Below are 14,218 nucleotides of genomic sequence, written 5' to 3'. Positions count from 1 at the left end.
GGCCGGAGTTCCGGGCTTCCTGCGGATCCTTGATGCTGGACGCCTGGCGCGGTGCCTACCAGCCGGGGCCGACCCTAGGTCGGGGCCGCCGGCAGCGCCTTCATTCCGAAGCGCCGCAGGACCCACAGCCACGCGAATGCCAGCAGCGTCCCCGCCCCGCCGTAGACCGCGTCCACCGGATCGCGTGTATGAGCAGCGGACAGCGCGAACGCGGCTCCAAGCAGCAGCAAGTGCACGATTGCCGCTCCGCCGCACGCCGGCGCAACCACGCCAGCACGCCGGGTTCCATGCCCTTGAACTTGGGGTCGTCGGCAAGCGGCGCCACCAGCAGGCGCCGCGGCGCGAAACGCCACTTGATCGCGTGGTAGACCTGCGAGCGGGTGCAGTGGGACTCGGAGAGGTACAGCCCGGGCGCGAGTTCCACCAGATCCGGCGAGGGCTCCGGATGCCCGGCAACGTCGATGTCGACATAGACCAGATAGAGGATCGGATCGGCGCCATCCATGGCCGCAAGCCTCGCACCGGCGCGCTCATGCGCCCGTGAACCGCTGCCCGTGCGTCGCCTGCGATTGGGGTGGGCGTGCGGAAGGCTCGCGCGAAAACAGGCACAATCGCCGGCAGCGCGTGCAAACGCGCGGCCGTTCAACAGGGGAGTGGCGGCAGGGGATGAAGCAACTGCGTATTGCCATCGTCGGCTACGGCACCGCCGGTCAGGCGGCCGCCGTGTGGCTCAGCCGCGACGGCCACGAGGTGTGCGTGTTCGAGCGGGTGCCCGAGCCCGGCCCGGTAGGTGCCGGCTTCCTGCTCCAGCCCAGCGGCCTGCAGGTGCTGTGGCGCATGGGGCTGCTGCCATCGGTGATGGCGCACGGTGCCCGCGTGGACCGCCTGTTCGGCGACACGCCCTGCGGGCGCCCGGTGATGGACATGCGCTATGCCGGCATGGAATCGCGCCTGTTCGGCGTGGGCCTGCAGCGCGGCGCGCTGTTCTCGATCCTGGACGCCGCCTGGCCCGGCCGCGCCAGCGCCCTGCATGCCGGTTGCGACATCGTCGACGTGGACGCCGAAGCCGGCCTGCTGCGCGACGCCCGCGGCGAGGTGCACGGCCCGTTCGACCTGGTGGTGGTGGCCGACGGCGCCGCCTCGAGCCTGCGCGGCGCCATCAGCGCGCCACGCGTGGACAAGCCCTATCCCTGGGGCGCGCTGTGGTGCCTGCTGCCCGCCGGCCAGTGGCCACACGTGGCCGAGCTGCGCCAGCGCTACGTGGCCGCGCGCAAGATGATCGGCCTGCTGCCGGTGGGCGGCCGGCCCGGCGACCCGACGCGCCGGCTGAGCTTTTTCTGGAGCCTGCATACCAGCGCGTTCGAACAGTGGGAGGCCGAGGGCCTGGCGCCGTGGATGGACGAGCTGCACAGCCTGTGGCCCGAGGCCCGCGACGTGTTCGCCGGCATCACCGGGCCCGGCCAGCTCGCGCGCGCCCGCTACGGCGACACCGTCATGCGCCAGTGGCACCGCGGCCGCGTGGTGCTGATGGGCGACGCCGCCCACGCCATGAGCCCGCAGCTCGGCCAGGGCGTGAACATGGCGCTGCTTGATGCCGAAGCACTCGCCGGCGCGCTGCGCGAATCCGCATCCATCGGCGCCGCGCTGCAGGCCTATCAGCGCGAACGGCGTGCCCACGTGTGGATCTACCAGCTCTGGAGCCGCTGGCTCACGCCGGTGTTCCAGTCCGACCTCGATTCCGTGGCGAAGATGCGCGACCTCGCCTTCCTGCCCATGGGCCGCCTGCCGGGCGGGCGCGGGCAGATGCTGCGGGTGCTCACCGGCACGCAGCGCGGACTGGTGGGCAGGCTGGGATTGGAAGAAGAATTCGTGGATGCGCTGGGGCCGGCAATGCTGGAGGGCGCTGCGATTCAAGCGGCCCGGAACCTTCAACCAGGTAGTTGACAATCCCCCCGCGCGGCGGGACACTCAACCTCATGGTTGAACAACATCTCGATCGCACCTTCACCGCGCTGGCCAATCCCACCCGCCGCGGGATGCTCGCTGACCTGATGCTGGGCGAGAAATCCATCGGCGAATTGGCGGCGCCGCACAGGATGAGCTTCGCCGGTGCGTCCAAGCACGTCGCGGTGCTGGCACAGGCGGGGCTGATCGAACGCTGCAAGGTCGGCCGGCAGCAGGTGTGCCGGATCCGGCCGGAACGGCTGAAGGACGCCAGCGACTGGCTGGGCCAGTGGCAGCAGCTGTGGACCACCCGCCTCGACGCCCTCGAGCGCGCACTGAAGGAGGACGACGCGCCAGCGGCGCGTCGCACCCGGCAGACCCCACCCGGCATACCCCCACGAGGAAACGACCATGACTGACACCCGGCATACCGACCAGGTCACCCCTGCCACGCTGCGGTTCGAGCGGCTGCTGGACGCGCCCGTGGACAGGGTCTGGCAGTTCCTGATGGACCCCGGGCTGCGCGCGCGCTGGTTCATGGCCGGCCCCACCGACGCCCGGGTGGGCGGCAGCATCGGCCTGACCATGGACCACGACCGGCTCTCCGACCGCGAGGTGCCCACGCCCGAGCCCTACCGCCCCTACATCGGCCACAGCTGGAGCGAACGCATTACCCGCTGCGAACCGCCCAACGTGCTGGCCTTCACCTGGGAGAACGGCGACGCCGGCGAAGTCACCTTCGAACTCGCCGACGCCGGCAACGACCGGACGCGCCTGGTGCTCACCCACACCGGCCTGCGCGGCCCCGGCGATGCGCTCAACTTCGGCGGCGGCTGGCACTCGCACCTCGCCGTGCTGGAACGGCGCATCCGGGGCGAGGGCGTGGAGGACTTCTGGGCGCTGCACGCGCAGGCGGAGGCGCGGATCGCGGAGATGCTTCAGCGAAGCTGAGCCGGCACCGCTGGCCAGCGCCCGGACGCTCGGGGCCGTGCGTCAGATAGCGGAAAGAATCGTAAAGAAACTACGGGGCGATACCGTCAGCAACTCCGGTAACGCCGCGGTCGACGCCTGAGCAGACGTCTGATATCGTTTCTGAATCGTAAAGAAACTGCGCCTCGATATGGCTCGCCCCCCATCTGCCACCCCGGACGACCTGCTGGCCGTTCTAGCCAGCGGCGAAGCCGTACCCGCCTCCGACATCCTTCGCGAGCTGGGTATCAGCCGGCCGGTGCTTGGCCGGCTGGTGCGCGAGGCCGGTGACCAGGTCCTGCGCGTGGGACGCGCGCGCGCCACGGCCTATGTCGCGCGCGCGAGCACCGACACGGGCAGCGCCTGGCCCCTGTGGCGGATGCGGCCCGATGCCACGCTGGAAGAGCTTGGCACGCTCTACCTCCTGCGCGGCGGACGGTTCCAGTTCGAGCCGTCGGGCGAGCGGCCCAACCTCGTCCGGCCCGTGGAGCGCGTGTCCGGGCACTTTCCCGGGCTCCCCTGGTTCCTGGACGACCTGCGGCCGCAGGGCTTCCTCGGCCGCAGCCTGGCCCATCGTGCCGGTCCGGGGCTGGGCGTACCGACCGACCTCAACCGCTGGCAGCTGCGCGATACCCTGCTCGCCATCACCCGCACCGGCGGCACTGCGATCGGGGACCTGTTGCTGGGCAGCCACGCGGTCGAGCTCGCACTGGCCGAACTGGACGCGCCACCAGACCTTGTCGACGCGGCGGGCCGGCGCACCCGCTACTCCGAATGGGCCGACGCGGCCCTGGCCGGCGAGGAGATCGGCTCCTCCCCGGGGGGCGAGCAGCCCAAGTTCACCAGCACCGTCACCCGTCCGGACGGCCGATACGCCGCACTGGTGAAGTTCGCCGTCCACGACAATGGCCAGGCGGCGGCCCGCTGGGCCGATCTGCTTGCCTGCGAGCAGATCGCGCTGGCCTGCCTGCGCGAGGCGGGGCTGCCCGCCGCGGAATCCGAACTGGTCGACGCCGAAAGGCACCTCTGCCTGGAAGTCCGCCGCTTCGACCGCACGCCCGACCACATTGGCCGGCGCGGATTCGTATCCCTGCTGGCCCTGGATGCAGCCTTCGTCGGCAGTGGCGGCCACGACTGGCCAGGCGCCGGAGAACAGCTTGCAGCCCAAGGCCTGATCGACGATGGCACCGTCGACCGGATGGCAGAGCTGCACTGGTTCGGCCGCTTCATCGGCAACAGCGACATGCACGCCGGAAACCTCGGTTTCCATCTCACCGACGCCGGCCCGCTCGCCCTTGCGCCCGCCTACGACATGCTGCCCATGTACCTGGCGCCCTCGCGCACCGGCGCCGTGCGCCCGGCCGTACCGCTGCGCCTCGGTCCGCCCGAACGGACCGGGCAGACCAGCCATATCGCGCGTGCCGCCGGGATCGCGATCCGGTTCTGGGAACAGGTGCATGGTGCCGATCGCATCCATTCCGGCGAACTGCGGGCGGTTGCGGCCCAAAACCTGGAGGTGGTGGCGCGATTTGCCCGCACGTTTGCGGCCCCGGCCCACTGAGCCGCAGCCGTGTCCCGGTGCAAGCGACTGCCTGCCTCAGATATCAATCACGATCTTGCCGAAGTGCCGCCCGCTCTCCTGGTAGCGGAACGCCTCCACCAGCTCCTCCAGCGCGAAGTGCCGGTCGATGACCGGGCGCATGGAGCTCGCCTCCAGCGCGCGCACCATGGCCTGCTGGTCGCTGCGGCTGCCGACCACGAAGGCGTTCAGGCGCAGGTGGCGCGAGAGCGCCAGGCCCAGCGGCAGCTTCGATTCCACGCCCGTCAGCACGCCGATCACCGACACGTGCCCGGCCACGCGGGTGGCCAGCATCGACTGCGCCAGCGTGTCCGGCCCGCCCACCTCGATCACGTGGTCCACGCCGCGCCCGCCGGTGAGCTTGCGCACGGTCATGCCCCACGCGCAAACACCGACACCCCGCCGCTGCCCAGCACCAGCACGTCCTGCCCCGGCTGCAACACGCCGTGCACGAACAGCGCCCGCCAGGCCGTCAGCCCCGCCGTGGTCAGCGTGGCCGCCTCGGCATGGCTCCAGCCGCGCGGCGCCAGGGTGAACGCCTGCGCCGGCGCCGTCACCTGCTCGCGCGCGTAGCCGTCGATGCCATCGCCCGGCACCCGCCCGAAGCCCTCCACCCGGGCCTCGCCATCCACCCAGTCCGGGAAGAAGGTACTGACCACGTGATCGCCAACGGAGAACTCGGTGACGCCTTCGCCCACCGCAATCACCTCGCCCCCGCCATCGGACATTGGGATGCGGCGCTCGGAAGGCCCCATGGCACCGCTGACCACGCCGTAGTCGTGGTAGTTGAGCGAACTGGCCCGCAGGCGGACGGTGATCTCGCCGGGGCCGGGATCGACGGGCTGGGTGGATTCGACGGTGACGTTGTCGAAGCCGCCGCCGGCGGGGATGTAGAGGGTTTTGATGGTCATGGCAGATTCCCGTTTTCTTAAGCACCCTGCTGGATGCTAGTGATGCACGTGCTCGCGGCGGCACCACTCAACCCAAATTGGCGAAGACCGGCGACTCGGAGCTGAGCCGCAGCGGCAGCCCATCCTTCTCCACATCAACACAGATAACGTGAAGCAAGGGCGCTCTACCAGACGCATCCGGGAGTTGGTAACTGGACGCAAGCGCGCCGGCCAATCCTTCAGACCAAGGGTAGATCAGCGCCATCTCTTTGCAGGGATAGGCAGCCGCATAGGCATTGATCTGGTAGGCATGGTGACCGGCTGGTACCAGATGGCCGCGGCGGTTTTTTTCGATAGCGCTCCACTTGGTATCAGCAACTGCAAGAACTTCATCGCCTTGCCTTAGGACAAGGTCTGGCCGGAGCTCGAAATGACCTTGCTCGGGCTTGGCGCATGAGATCGCCAGATGCCGCCCGCGCGCCTGCGCGTGCACCTGGAGTCCAGAGGAACGGGCCTGGCGCCGGAATTTCGCTGCGACCGCCGCCTCAAAGAGCCGGTTCATGTCGAACAGCAACTCGGGCGCAGAACTGGTACCGCGGCGAAGATCTGGGGACAACAGCTGCAGGATCCATCCGGCCCATCGCAGCGCAGAGTCATAGTGCCTGGCTTGGCGATTGGGAGTGAGTTGTCGCAGCAATGCGAGGGCATCGCTGCGCAACTCGATCTCATCGAATGCGGCCGCCATCTCCAGCCAAAGACGTCCTGATTCCAGGCCCCGCGCCCAGGGCCTCACCGCAACGAGCGCCGCCTTGAGGACCTGATTCCAAGGATTGTCGTTCGTCAGATCATCAAAGCGACATGCGATCCGATCCATACGCATCGCATGCACCGTGACTTGCTGTTTCAAAAGCAAGCGGCCGCGGATTACTCCCAGATCCTCTTCACGGCCCTCGTACCGCCGCAAGAGTCCCGCGCGGATGAGGGTCGCAAGCGTTCGGAGGTATGCAAGGACAAACACGTCCAGCAGTTCACGCTCCAGGAGACCGTGGTCCACCTCCCCACCAGAAAACAAGGGCAGGTCATACGCCTCGCGCAAAAGCCTGAGCAACGTGCCGCGGCCTCGCGCGGGGTCACGGTGCTCACCGACCTTCGGCAGAATCTCAAGGACGCGCCCATTGCCCAGATTCACCAGCCCGACGAACTGGGAGAGCTTCAGGGACCGGTGCCCCATCACAACGAAGCCCGGGCGCTCTTCGCTGAGCGCTACAAGGCGCTCAGCCTCTGCCGGAGAAAGGGCGGCATCCCCCGATCCGACCGGAGTGCGCTCGTGCTCAAGCAGCGTGATCGTTCGCCCGTGCATTGCTCACGTAATTGCTTCAGGCGATTCGTAGATCGATCGGAAGGTGTCTGCGCTCCAGGTTGAGACCGGAGTCAGGGTGTAGCGCGTGTGCTCCCCCATATCGAGATCCCGACGATCACCGAACACCTCCACCGCATCGAGAACATCCGCGCGCAGGAACGGAGAGCGCCCGCCGCGCGCCGAGAGCACAAGGGCGACGCGGCTCCAGTCATCGAAGAAGTACTCCTGGAGCAGCGGAATGACCTGCAGCTGGAAAACAGTACGCAGCTCTTCCAGGTCGCTGACGTGGATGAAGTACGCGTGTCCGATCAGGCGATCGCGATCGGCAAGAAACTCCAACCGCCGGTTGATCTCCTCCAATAGCCGCGCCAGATCCACTCCATCGATTTGCCGCTGCAATATTTTGTAGTCGGGCGGCATTTCCTCGAAAGCAAAACGCCGCCGTAGCGCAATGTCCAGCAAGGCGATCGACCGGTCGGCCGTATTCATGGTGCCGTAGATGTCGAGGTTCTCCGGCACCCCAAAGAGTTCCGCCTCCCCGTCCTCGTCGCCGGTGCCCGGCAGCTGGACTTCCATTCCCGCCACCAGATTCCCCGCTGCGTCGTATCGCGCGCGCTTCCCTGGTTCGATCAGCGTGATGAGCTCGCCGAACACCTTTGCGATATTCGCCCGGTTGATCTCGTCAATGAACAGCGCATACCGCTTGCCAGGATTGGAGCGGGCTTCCGCGCAGATTTGTTTGAACACCCCGTCAACCATCCTGAAACCCGCCGCCGCACCGCTGTCACCAACAACAGGCCTCAGGCCGATGACAAAGTCCTCGTACGAGTAGGAAGGATGGAATGTCACCACCCGGTAGCGCGGCACCGGGCGCCCGGCAACGCCCGGGCCTGCTCGCCACGTGTCCAGCAAGTCGGCGGCTTCCAAGTCCACATCGCGCCAATCCGGCAGGACAGCCCAATCGGACTCCTCGGTCTTGACGAACAGATATGGCGGGCGACGATCAGCCACGTTGACGGTTGTTACCTCCGGCGGTGCATGGGTCTGCATGTATCCCCATAGGCTTGCGCGCACGTTGCTCCGCTTGCGTTGTGTTGCCTTGGCCTTGACGAGAGGATGCTGCTCAAGCGTCGTCACCCTGACCGCCTGGCCGAGATCTGCGAGTGCGGCGGCAATCACCGCACGCCAGCCATAGCGGGCAACGAGCCCCAGTTCCCAGGTTGCTCTGTCCACATCGGCGGGCTGATCGGTGTAGCGACGGAAGAGCTGTTGCAACTTCCACGTCTTGCCAGTGCCGGGTGGTCCGTAGAGGATCAGATTACGCGGCGGTTCCGAGCCGGCACCCCGGTATCCGGATATCGGTTCCCGCACCTCCATACCGGGGCCGTCATTCTCGTCTTCTTCCCCTGCAGGTTCGTCCGGGTCGTTGGGTTTCCTCCATTGATCCCGCAAAGGCTCCAGGTAGAAGTCCAGCTCCCGTGTCCCATAGCGATCTTCCAGCTTCCCACGCAACTCCAGCAATGCGTCATCGAGCTGCCTGTCGGTCCAATGCCGGGTTTCCTTGAGCGTAGCTTCGCCAAATCCTGCGAGCACTTTACGGCGATCACCGTTGCTGGACATGCGTTCCACGCGCTCGGGAAACAGGAAATACCGGAGCATGTGTCGAAACTGTCGATCACCGCTGTCCGGGAGTGTCTCTACCCACGAGACGAATCGGTCGTAGTCAGCGAAGATGCCCGCACGTTCTTCCTGCGAAACTGCCTTGATCGATTGGCCAAGCCGGACGAGATAAATCATCTCTCTCCAGCGGTTGCTGTTGACGCCCATGCCGCCTGACCCAATGCCGTCCATCAGCTTGCTGGACAACATTGGGTGCGAGGGGTCAAGCGATTCGCCCGACCAGTCCCACACCTCAAGAATTCCCGCACGCTTGGTCTCTTCGCCGATATTGCTGGGGAACAGGAACAGCGCCCACAGCAATTCCGCCATCAGCTTCCGCGCCTCGGGCGGCGCGTCCGCGAGTTGGGTGCGCAACTTCTCGTAGAAACTCCCTTCGCCGGCATCGGGGCGCTGGACGAAGTAACGGTCCAGCGCATCATAGTTTTCAGCCGTGCTTATCGAACCGGTCCCGAAGACACTGCCGTCGTTAACCAGGCTGGTCTGCACCCATTCGCGGGCTGCTGCGATGATTGGTGGGGCGTCGTGCGGAGGGATATGGAGCGCCATGCTGGATCCTGTAACCAAGGGTGTTTAGGGTCGACTGAGCAATTGTATTGCCCGGCAGACACTCCGAGACACGCGCCAGCGCCCATCACGGGGCAAATTCTCCGGCGATCTTGCGGTGACTTTGCCTTGCTGACAGTGGTGACGAGCCCACCGAAAGAGAGCGGTTACCTTGCCCGTGAATTGCATAGACCTTCATCTTTTGGTGTCGCGGGTCTATGTACCACTACCTGGTCGGCATGGGCCTGAACGACCCAAGTCTTGCTGCTGCATGGCGCGTAAAAAACTGCGCTCTCGCCCAGTCGACCGACGAACTTAAGGAGAGGGTCCCTCGTGGGCGGCAGGCCGGTGGTCTCCACAGATATTACGCGCCCCCTATTTTCCGCGATCGCTCTGTCTGCATCTTGATTGGCTATAAAAGCTGCAGTTGCCGGCGCATATCCGGCCACAACCGCAATACCAGTAGCGACGCCGAATGTCCTAATTCTTTCAGGAAGCAGCGGGAGTCTCAGGAAGCACGCCGTTACGACGAATTGGAGAAGTAAGCCGAGCGCCAGCCACCAGCGCGACGCCGGCCCCCAAATGAAGAAGGCGGCAAAGCCGGCGATAATCAAACCTACCAAGGGCACTGAGATATATCGCGGCACAGTGGGCGCCGTGAGGGCTCGTCCGATGATTTGCCCGACGGCGGCCCCAAGGAACACTAGGATGATGAGCACTCCAACGGCAGCAATTCCGGCGGGAATGAGTTCACTAACGCCGCCATGCTGAAATGGCTGGAGTCCGAACCTTGCCCAGAACGCAATGAGATAGATCCCACCTACGAGATGGCCGTATCCCACCGCAGCCGACGCGGCCATTGCCACTGAGCCGGTGCTGGCAGACGAAGCTGCTGTTGGTTCCCCCATCCCATCACAACCTAGTTTCGTTGCTAACGTAGGTGAACGTTAGCATGCTCAATCCTCATGAGGATGTAATTTCAACCCCTCCAGTTCCAAAGCTCATGCCACATCCGACGCCGCCTTAAGCGCGGGACGCTCACCACGCCCATATTCCCCGGGACGCTTATGATTAGGGGAACTTGGATGCTACCGATTTCCCTTAGCCCGGTTATGTGTCACGCAGAGCATCTGGCAATTGTCAGCGTGAGTACCTCCGTTCTTGCTCCATGCCGAAACATGGTCCGCCTCCATTTCCGAGAACTTCCATATTTTACGCGCGTTACTTGCGTGCCCGACCGCGCAGTGGGGGCAGTTGGAAGAACCATCTGACTCTGCACCCTCTGTCTGCAGGGCATAAACAGCCCGTTTTGTCGCTTCATCAAACACGCGAACATCCAAAAGCTTTGGATCTTTCTGGCCGCCGAGAATATATTCGAAAATGCCACGCCGGTTTTTTACGTAAGGGTCCGCATACAGCCGCCTAACTTCATCGGAAACCTTTGCTGGATCGAACGAGTGCGAGTGATACTCTTCGTAGAGCCGACCCCACTCCAGCCCTTTCATCTCGTTTTCAACATCTTTGAAAACACTAGAAACCCAGTCGATCACGGCGTTGAAATAGGACTTCAACTCTTCGATATCGTGATCGTTGCGATGCCGGCTCATATAACCGCCGACGTCTCCCCGACTCACCCACTCCAGGGCACGCTCTAGGAAGTCTTGACGGTTAGCAGCGCCTCGAACATAGGCACTCCACTTTTGTATATTCGCATTTTGGCTGTTGCTAAATTCAGCCTTAGCGAGCGTCACAAACGGCCCCGAATAGATTGCGTTCAACAGCTCCTGCGCATTGAGCGGCACACCAGCAATATTGATTGTCTCAAACCATTGTTTAATCTCTGTCTCAGTGCCCTCGCATTCGTAAATGAGAAGCTTTGTCGAAAGTATTTTTTGCTGCTTATCTCCAGACAGGCTACTAAAATATTGAGGGTTTCCGCCCTCCATCACCGCAAATTTATTTGTGACGAACCTGCCAATGCTGGTGATTCTCTGCTGACCATCAAGAACTTCGTATTTGTCTTCGCCAACTTTGTTGAAGTAAATAAGGCCGAGCGGATATCCCTTAAGAAGCGAATCAACTACAGCTGCCTCCCGCTTGCCGCCCGCATCCGCATACAAGTAGTTGCGCTGGTATTCGGGCTGGATAGTCAGCTTGCCGCTGAGGCCGAAGAGCCCCTTGCCCTCTAACTGATTGTAGATGAAGCCATCACATATCGCGGCCACAGTTAGGTCGGTGCGCAGCGTTGTAATCACTTTTTAGCCCCCTCACGTCGTGACGGACGACGGTGCCTTATCAAAATGCGCTTGTATACCTTTCTATCATTGATGACCCCAGACATGTTCAACGGAATGCTCCCCGATTTCCCGAAACGCCTAAAGTATGCATCCCGCTGATCCTGCGCAGAGTACCACTTCGTGCGATATGGGTTATCCGGATCACTCGATTCAAGCGTCCCTACAATTTCAAATTGCTCCGGACAATACTTGTCGAGAAAGGTGACTGGCACCCCCATTACCCCGTCATAGTCGAGAGGAATCTCTTTATACGTTGCAACCTCAATGGCATCGTAGTTGTCATATCGATCGTACGTCTGCTTGCCCTTCAGCCCTCGGCTGTACTTTAGGTTATCTACCATCGTCATAAGACTTAATGGCTTATGACGACGCCCATGATCGAGATTGGTATACCAGCAGGAAGTCGAAACACGTGCAATTTTCTTGCCCGTTTCAGGATCTATATGGTGAAACTTACTCCAGCTGTCTGGAACCTCAAAGAACATCCCCACGTTAAAATTGGTGCAGCCGAGCCACATTCTGTCGGCTTTTATATGAGGAAAGACATCCTTATATGTTATGGCGTTTGTATTTCCGATGATCAAAAATTTTTTCTTATGACGCATCAGCTGAGCCACGTATTCGCTAAAAAGCGAAAATGGCGGGTTTGTCACCACGATATCCGCCTGTTTAAGCAAATCTTCACACTCGGGACTTCGAAAATCACCTCCGCCGGACAGAGCCGATCGCGTGTGTGGATTTTTTTCTAAAAATCTTCTAACGTCCGCAATTCCAGCTGAACTCGCCCCATCCTCGCTCTTCACTTCTTCAAGTGAGAGGGCAACCGCTTTAGGCTTTGGGCGATCGCCGTTCTCCGCTTCATACTCTCCAAACTTAAGTTGAGCACCGGCGATAGGTGAACCATCATAACTCGTCGTCAGAAGACGCTTTAGGCCCAACTTATTGAAGTTTGCAGCAAAGTATTTAAAGAAGTTGCTTTCAAATGGATCGTCGCAGTTGCAATACACTACCTTGCCTCGGAACGTATTAGGATCGGACTCGAGGTAGGCTTCAACTTCTTTTTGGATGTCAACGAATCTCGTGTAAAACTCGTCCTGCTTGGCTTCCCTTGCAGCGGTAAGTTTACGATTCAGTGGTTCGCGTGTTTCGGTACGCACCCTGGGGGCCAAACTCGATTTCGACTTGTTTCGTCCGGTTCGGAATGATGATGATTTGGTCATAGCTATTCTTATTGCCCGATCACAGGTGGTTGGATTACCTGGCGATCTAACATAGATGGCGTAGCCACTTATTTACGGAAATGAATAAAAACGTAGCAGTCAGGCTGGCTTTATCTCTTTCATCTTAATCACGGCTTTCGCCAGCACCGCAACGAGCGCGACTTCTGGCTGTAAGATTCGGCAGCGTCTTCGTAGAGACTTCCATCCGTAAAATCGCAGAGGCAAAGGGACTAGGCCGCTATATCGCCTCGCACCCGGTTTAGGAGTGTACAGTTATTTCGTCGCTGAGTCCTTCGCAGGGGCGAGCGCAATCAAGCTATTTTTTGTGTCCCTTGATGAGGTCGATGAAGACTAATACTTACTCCAACTGCACCTTCGAATTGGTCATAAAGTTAGTCTTCGATAACGGAGAGGTATAGTAGTCTTCATCTAGAAATCGAAGTAAGCTTTTTAACTGTCTTTTGTCTGACGGAATCACAAGCTGCTCCGCCCCCTCTGCGTCTCGCTCGTGGTTTATCTCAAGCTTGAAACCTTCTGCGGCCGCTCGCAGTTCGTCAGGCGGAACCTTCTCGAGAATCTTACTTTGCTGGATTAGCCAGACCTTCCTTCTTACCCACGAATCGCTGATTTCTTTAAATTGGTCGATATCTGTCACTTTTACTTGGCTGATATTTGCGAATTCCGTAATGTCAGCGTCTGTCGCCTCTTGATAGTAGATGGATAAATCAAATATTTGGCGCGCAAGGAAGAAGCTACGGAAGCTCAACTTTTGCCCATCCAACTTAGCCACAACTCGGTGGTCAATAGTAAGGCCCGTTCCTTCTAGGCGCTTATAGACGTCGCCGGAGTGAAATATAGAAAACCCCTTGTTAGAAATTAAGCGACGTCGATCAAATGCCTGCAGATAAACCACCCATCCCTGCGGCCCATTAATTCCAAAGAAAAGGGACTTGATAGATTGAAGCAAGCTTTCTGTTTGCGCGGCGACCGGCACGGTCATCGGATTCGCGACCGCCTCGCTTAGGGCATCTATGTCGTCGAAATCTGAAATGTATAAACACTCATCAGAATCCGGCCTATAGTTGCCGTCGAACAACACTTCGTCGCACCTATCAAACTCTGCCGCCTGACGCTCAAAGTACTCCGTCAACTCGGTCTGCAGAGAGGCATCCAATTCAAATCGAACCAGCCGCTGCGCTGGGTCCTTTGTGAAAGCGAAAAGTGTAATCATCTTTCCTCCATGATTAGTCCCGGGGCCACTTCCCTTATTTTTGTTATCGAAGACGCATCTAGCACCCTACGGCGAGTTATTAACCAGTAGACGACGCCGCCGGCCAGTTCAGCCTTGTAGAAACGAAATCTAAACAGGTGCAATACAGGATGAAACGGGATGGAGTCGAGCGCCGCCAAGGCGGCTATCGCCAAAACCAGGATCAAGGTGAGCTGATCAAATGTCATGCCAACCAGCGGAATCATATACCCAACTGCCGCGACGAACATTGGCCACTCGAGGCTTTCTACCTTTTTGACGGCCACGGGCAACACCTCTGCCCGTTGGAGCAAGGCCCGAATAATGAGCAAGGGGAGTATCAATGCGAGCGCACCTCCGACCAGCCAATAGACGGCCTCCGAAGGAGGATCCGGCTGAAAAAGATGTTTAATCGACAGTATTACCATTGCCGGCGCGAGGGCCGATGCAAATAGCGCGACGCGAATGGGCTTTCTCAAGGCCTCCC

11 protein-coding genes and 1 pseudogene are annotated in these 14,218 nt (G+C 61.1%); 4 read left to right on the top strand and 8 right to left on the bottom strand.

Annotation, left to right across the window (positions count from 1 at the left end; translation table 11 throughout):
• Positions 1-100: 100 nt before the first annotated feature.
• Positions 101-505: a hypothetical protein gene (locus tag ACOZ90_RS03125; protein WP_422892175.1), complete on the bottom strand. Its 405-nt coding sequence runs from the start codon at positions 503-505 to the stop codon at positions 101-103.
• A 161-nt stretch (positions 506-666) separates the two neighbouring features.
• Between ACOZ90_RS03125 and ACOZ90_RS03120 the strand changes: the two genes are divergently transcribed.
• The 4 genes from ACOZ90_RS03120 to yjjJ all read left to right on the top strand — a co-directional run bounded on the left by ACOZ90_RS03120 (position 667) and on the right by yjjJ (position 4,474).
• Positions 667-1,944, top strand: a complete 1,278-nt coding sequence (locus ACOZ90_RS03120; protein WP_422892174.1) for an FAD-dependent oxidoreductase — start codon at positions 667-669, stop codon at positions 1,942-1,944.
• Positions 1,945-1,976: 32 nt separating this feature from the next.
• A complete protein-coding gene (locus tag ACOZ90_RS03115; RefSeq protein ID WP_422892173.1) occupies positions 1,977-2,363 on the top strand; it encodes an ArsR/SmtB family transcription factor in 387 nt (128 codons plus the stop codon).
• Positions 2,356-2,895 carry an SRPBCC family protein gene (locus ACOZ90_RS03110; protein ID WP_422892172.1) on the top strand — a complete coding sequence of 180 codons (540 nt, stop codon included), beginning with the start codon at positions 2,356-2,358 and terminating at the stop codon, positions 2,893-2,895. The genes ACOZ90_RS03115 and ACOZ90_RS03110 overlap by 8 nt, the downstream gene beginning before the upstream one ends.
• Positions 2,896-3,064: 169 nt before the next feature.
• Positions 3,065-4,474, top strand: a complete 1,410-nt coding sequence (yjjJ, locus tag ACOZ90_RS03105; RefSeq protein ID WP_422892171.1) for a type II toxin-antitoxin system HipA family toxin YjjJ — start codon at positions 3,065-3,067, stop codon at positions 4,472-4,474.
• Positions 4,475-4,510: 36 nt separating this feature from the next.
• On the opposite strand, the pseudogene ACOZ90_RS03100 reads toward yjjJ, so the two are convergent.
• The 7 genes and pseudogenes from ACOZ90_RS03100 to ACOZ90_RS03070 form a co-directional block, all read right to left on the bottom strand.
• Positions 4,511-5,403: pseudogene (locus tag ACOZ90_RS03100) on the bottom strand (zinc-dependent alcohol dehydrogenase family protein).
• A 67-nt stretch (positions 5,404-5,470) separates the two neighbouring features.
• Entirely contained in the window at positions 5,471-6,742 is a 1,272-nt protein-coding gene (locus tag ACOZ90_RS03095; RefSeq protein ID WP_422892170.1) for an McrC family protein, read from the bottom strand.
• A 3-nt stretch (positions 6,743-6,745) separates the two neighbouring features.
• Entirely contained in the window at positions 6,746-8,968 is a 2,223-nt protein-coding gene (locus ACOZ90_RS03090) for an AAA family ATPase (RefSeq protein WP_422892169.1), read from the bottom strand.
• A gap of 1,085 nt (positions 8,969-10,053) precedes the next feature.
• A complete protein-coding gene (locus tag ACOZ90_RS03085) occupies positions 10,054-11,220 on the bottom strand; it encodes a GmrSD restriction endonuclease domain-containing protein (RefSeq protein ID WP_422892168.1) in 1,167 nt (388 codons plus the stop codon).
• The gene (locus tag ACOZ90_RS03080; protein WP_422892167.1) at positions 11,217-12,482 is read right to left on the bottom strand and encodes an adenine-specific methyltransferase EcoRI family protein; all 1,266 of its coding nucleotides are present in this window, start codon (positions 12,480-12,482) and stop codon (positions 11,217-11,219) included. The genes ACOZ90_RS03085 and ACOZ90_RS03080 overlap by 4 nt, the downstream gene beginning before the upstream one ends.
• Before the next feature lie 358 nt (positions 12,483-12,840).
• Positions 12,841-13,713 (bottom strand): Kiwa anti-phage protein KwaB-like domain-containing protein, encoded by an 873-nt coding sequence (locus ACOZ90_RS03075; RefSeq protein WP_422892166.1) that lies wholly within the window; start codon positions 13,711-13,713, stop codon positions 12,841-12,843.
• Positions 13,710-14,210 carry a hypothetical protein gene (locus tag ACOZ90_RS03070; protein ID WP_422892165.1) on the bottom strand — a complete coding sequence of 167 codons (501 nt, stop codon included), beginning with the start codon at positions 14,208-14,210 and terminating at the stop codon, positions 13,710-13,712. The genes ACOZ90_RS03075 and ACOZ90_RS03070 overlap by 4 nt, the downstream gene beginning before the upstream one ends.
• Positions 14,211-14,218 lie beyond the last annotated feature (8 nt).

Source organism: Luteimonas dalianensis, assembly GCF_049339425.1.
GTDB classification, from domain to species: Bacteria; Pseudomonadota; Gammaproteobacteria; order Xanthomonadales; family Xanthomonadaceae; genus Luteimonas; species Luteimonas dalianensis.
The sequence above is the reverse complement of the archived record's forward strand: the minus strand, read 5'-3'. Positions and strand labels throughout refer to the sequence as shown.

What these genes read in the sequence shown, in the direction of transcription:
- ACOZ90_RS03095 (WP_422892170.1), bottom strand. Translation starts at nt 6,742, where the DNA reads ATGCACGGGCGAACGATCACGCTGCTTGAGCACGAGCGCACTCCGGTC.
- ACOZ90_RS03125 (WP_422892175.1), bottom strand. Translation starts at nt 505, where the DNA reads ATGGATGGCGCCGATCCGATCCTCTATCTGGTCTATGTCGACATCGAC.
- ACOZ90_RS03115 (WP_422892173.1), top strand. Translation starts at nt 1,977, where the DNA reads ATGGTTGAACAACATCTCGATCGCACCTTCACCGCGCTGGCCAATCCC.
- ACOZ90_RS03110 (WP_422892172.1), top strand. Translation starts at nt 2,356, where the DNA reads ATGACTGACACCCGGCATACCGACCAGGTCACCCCTGCCACGCTGCGG.
- ACOZ90_RS03075 (WP_422892166.1), bottom strand. Translation starts at nt 13,713, where the DNA reads ATGATTACACTTTTCGCTTTCACAAAGGACCCAGCGCAGCGGCTGGTT.
- yjjJ (WP_422892171.1), top strand. Translation starts at nt 3,065, where the DNA reads ATGGCTCGCCCCCCATCTGCCACCCCGGACGACCTGCTGGCCGTTCTA.
- ACOZ90_RS03120 (WP_422892174.1), top strand. Translation starts at nt 667, where the DNA reads ATGAAGCAACTGCGTATTGCCATCGTCGGCTACGGCACCGCCGGTCAG.
- ACOZ90_RS03090 (WP_422892169.1), bottom strand. Translation starts at nt 8,968, where the DNA reads ATGGCGCTCCATATCCCTCCGCACGACGCCCCACCAATCATCGCAGCA.
- ACOZ90_RS03080 (WP_422892167.1), bottom strand. Translation starts at nt 12,482, where the DNA reads ATGACCAAATCATCATCATTCCGAACCGGACGAAACAAGTCGAAATCG.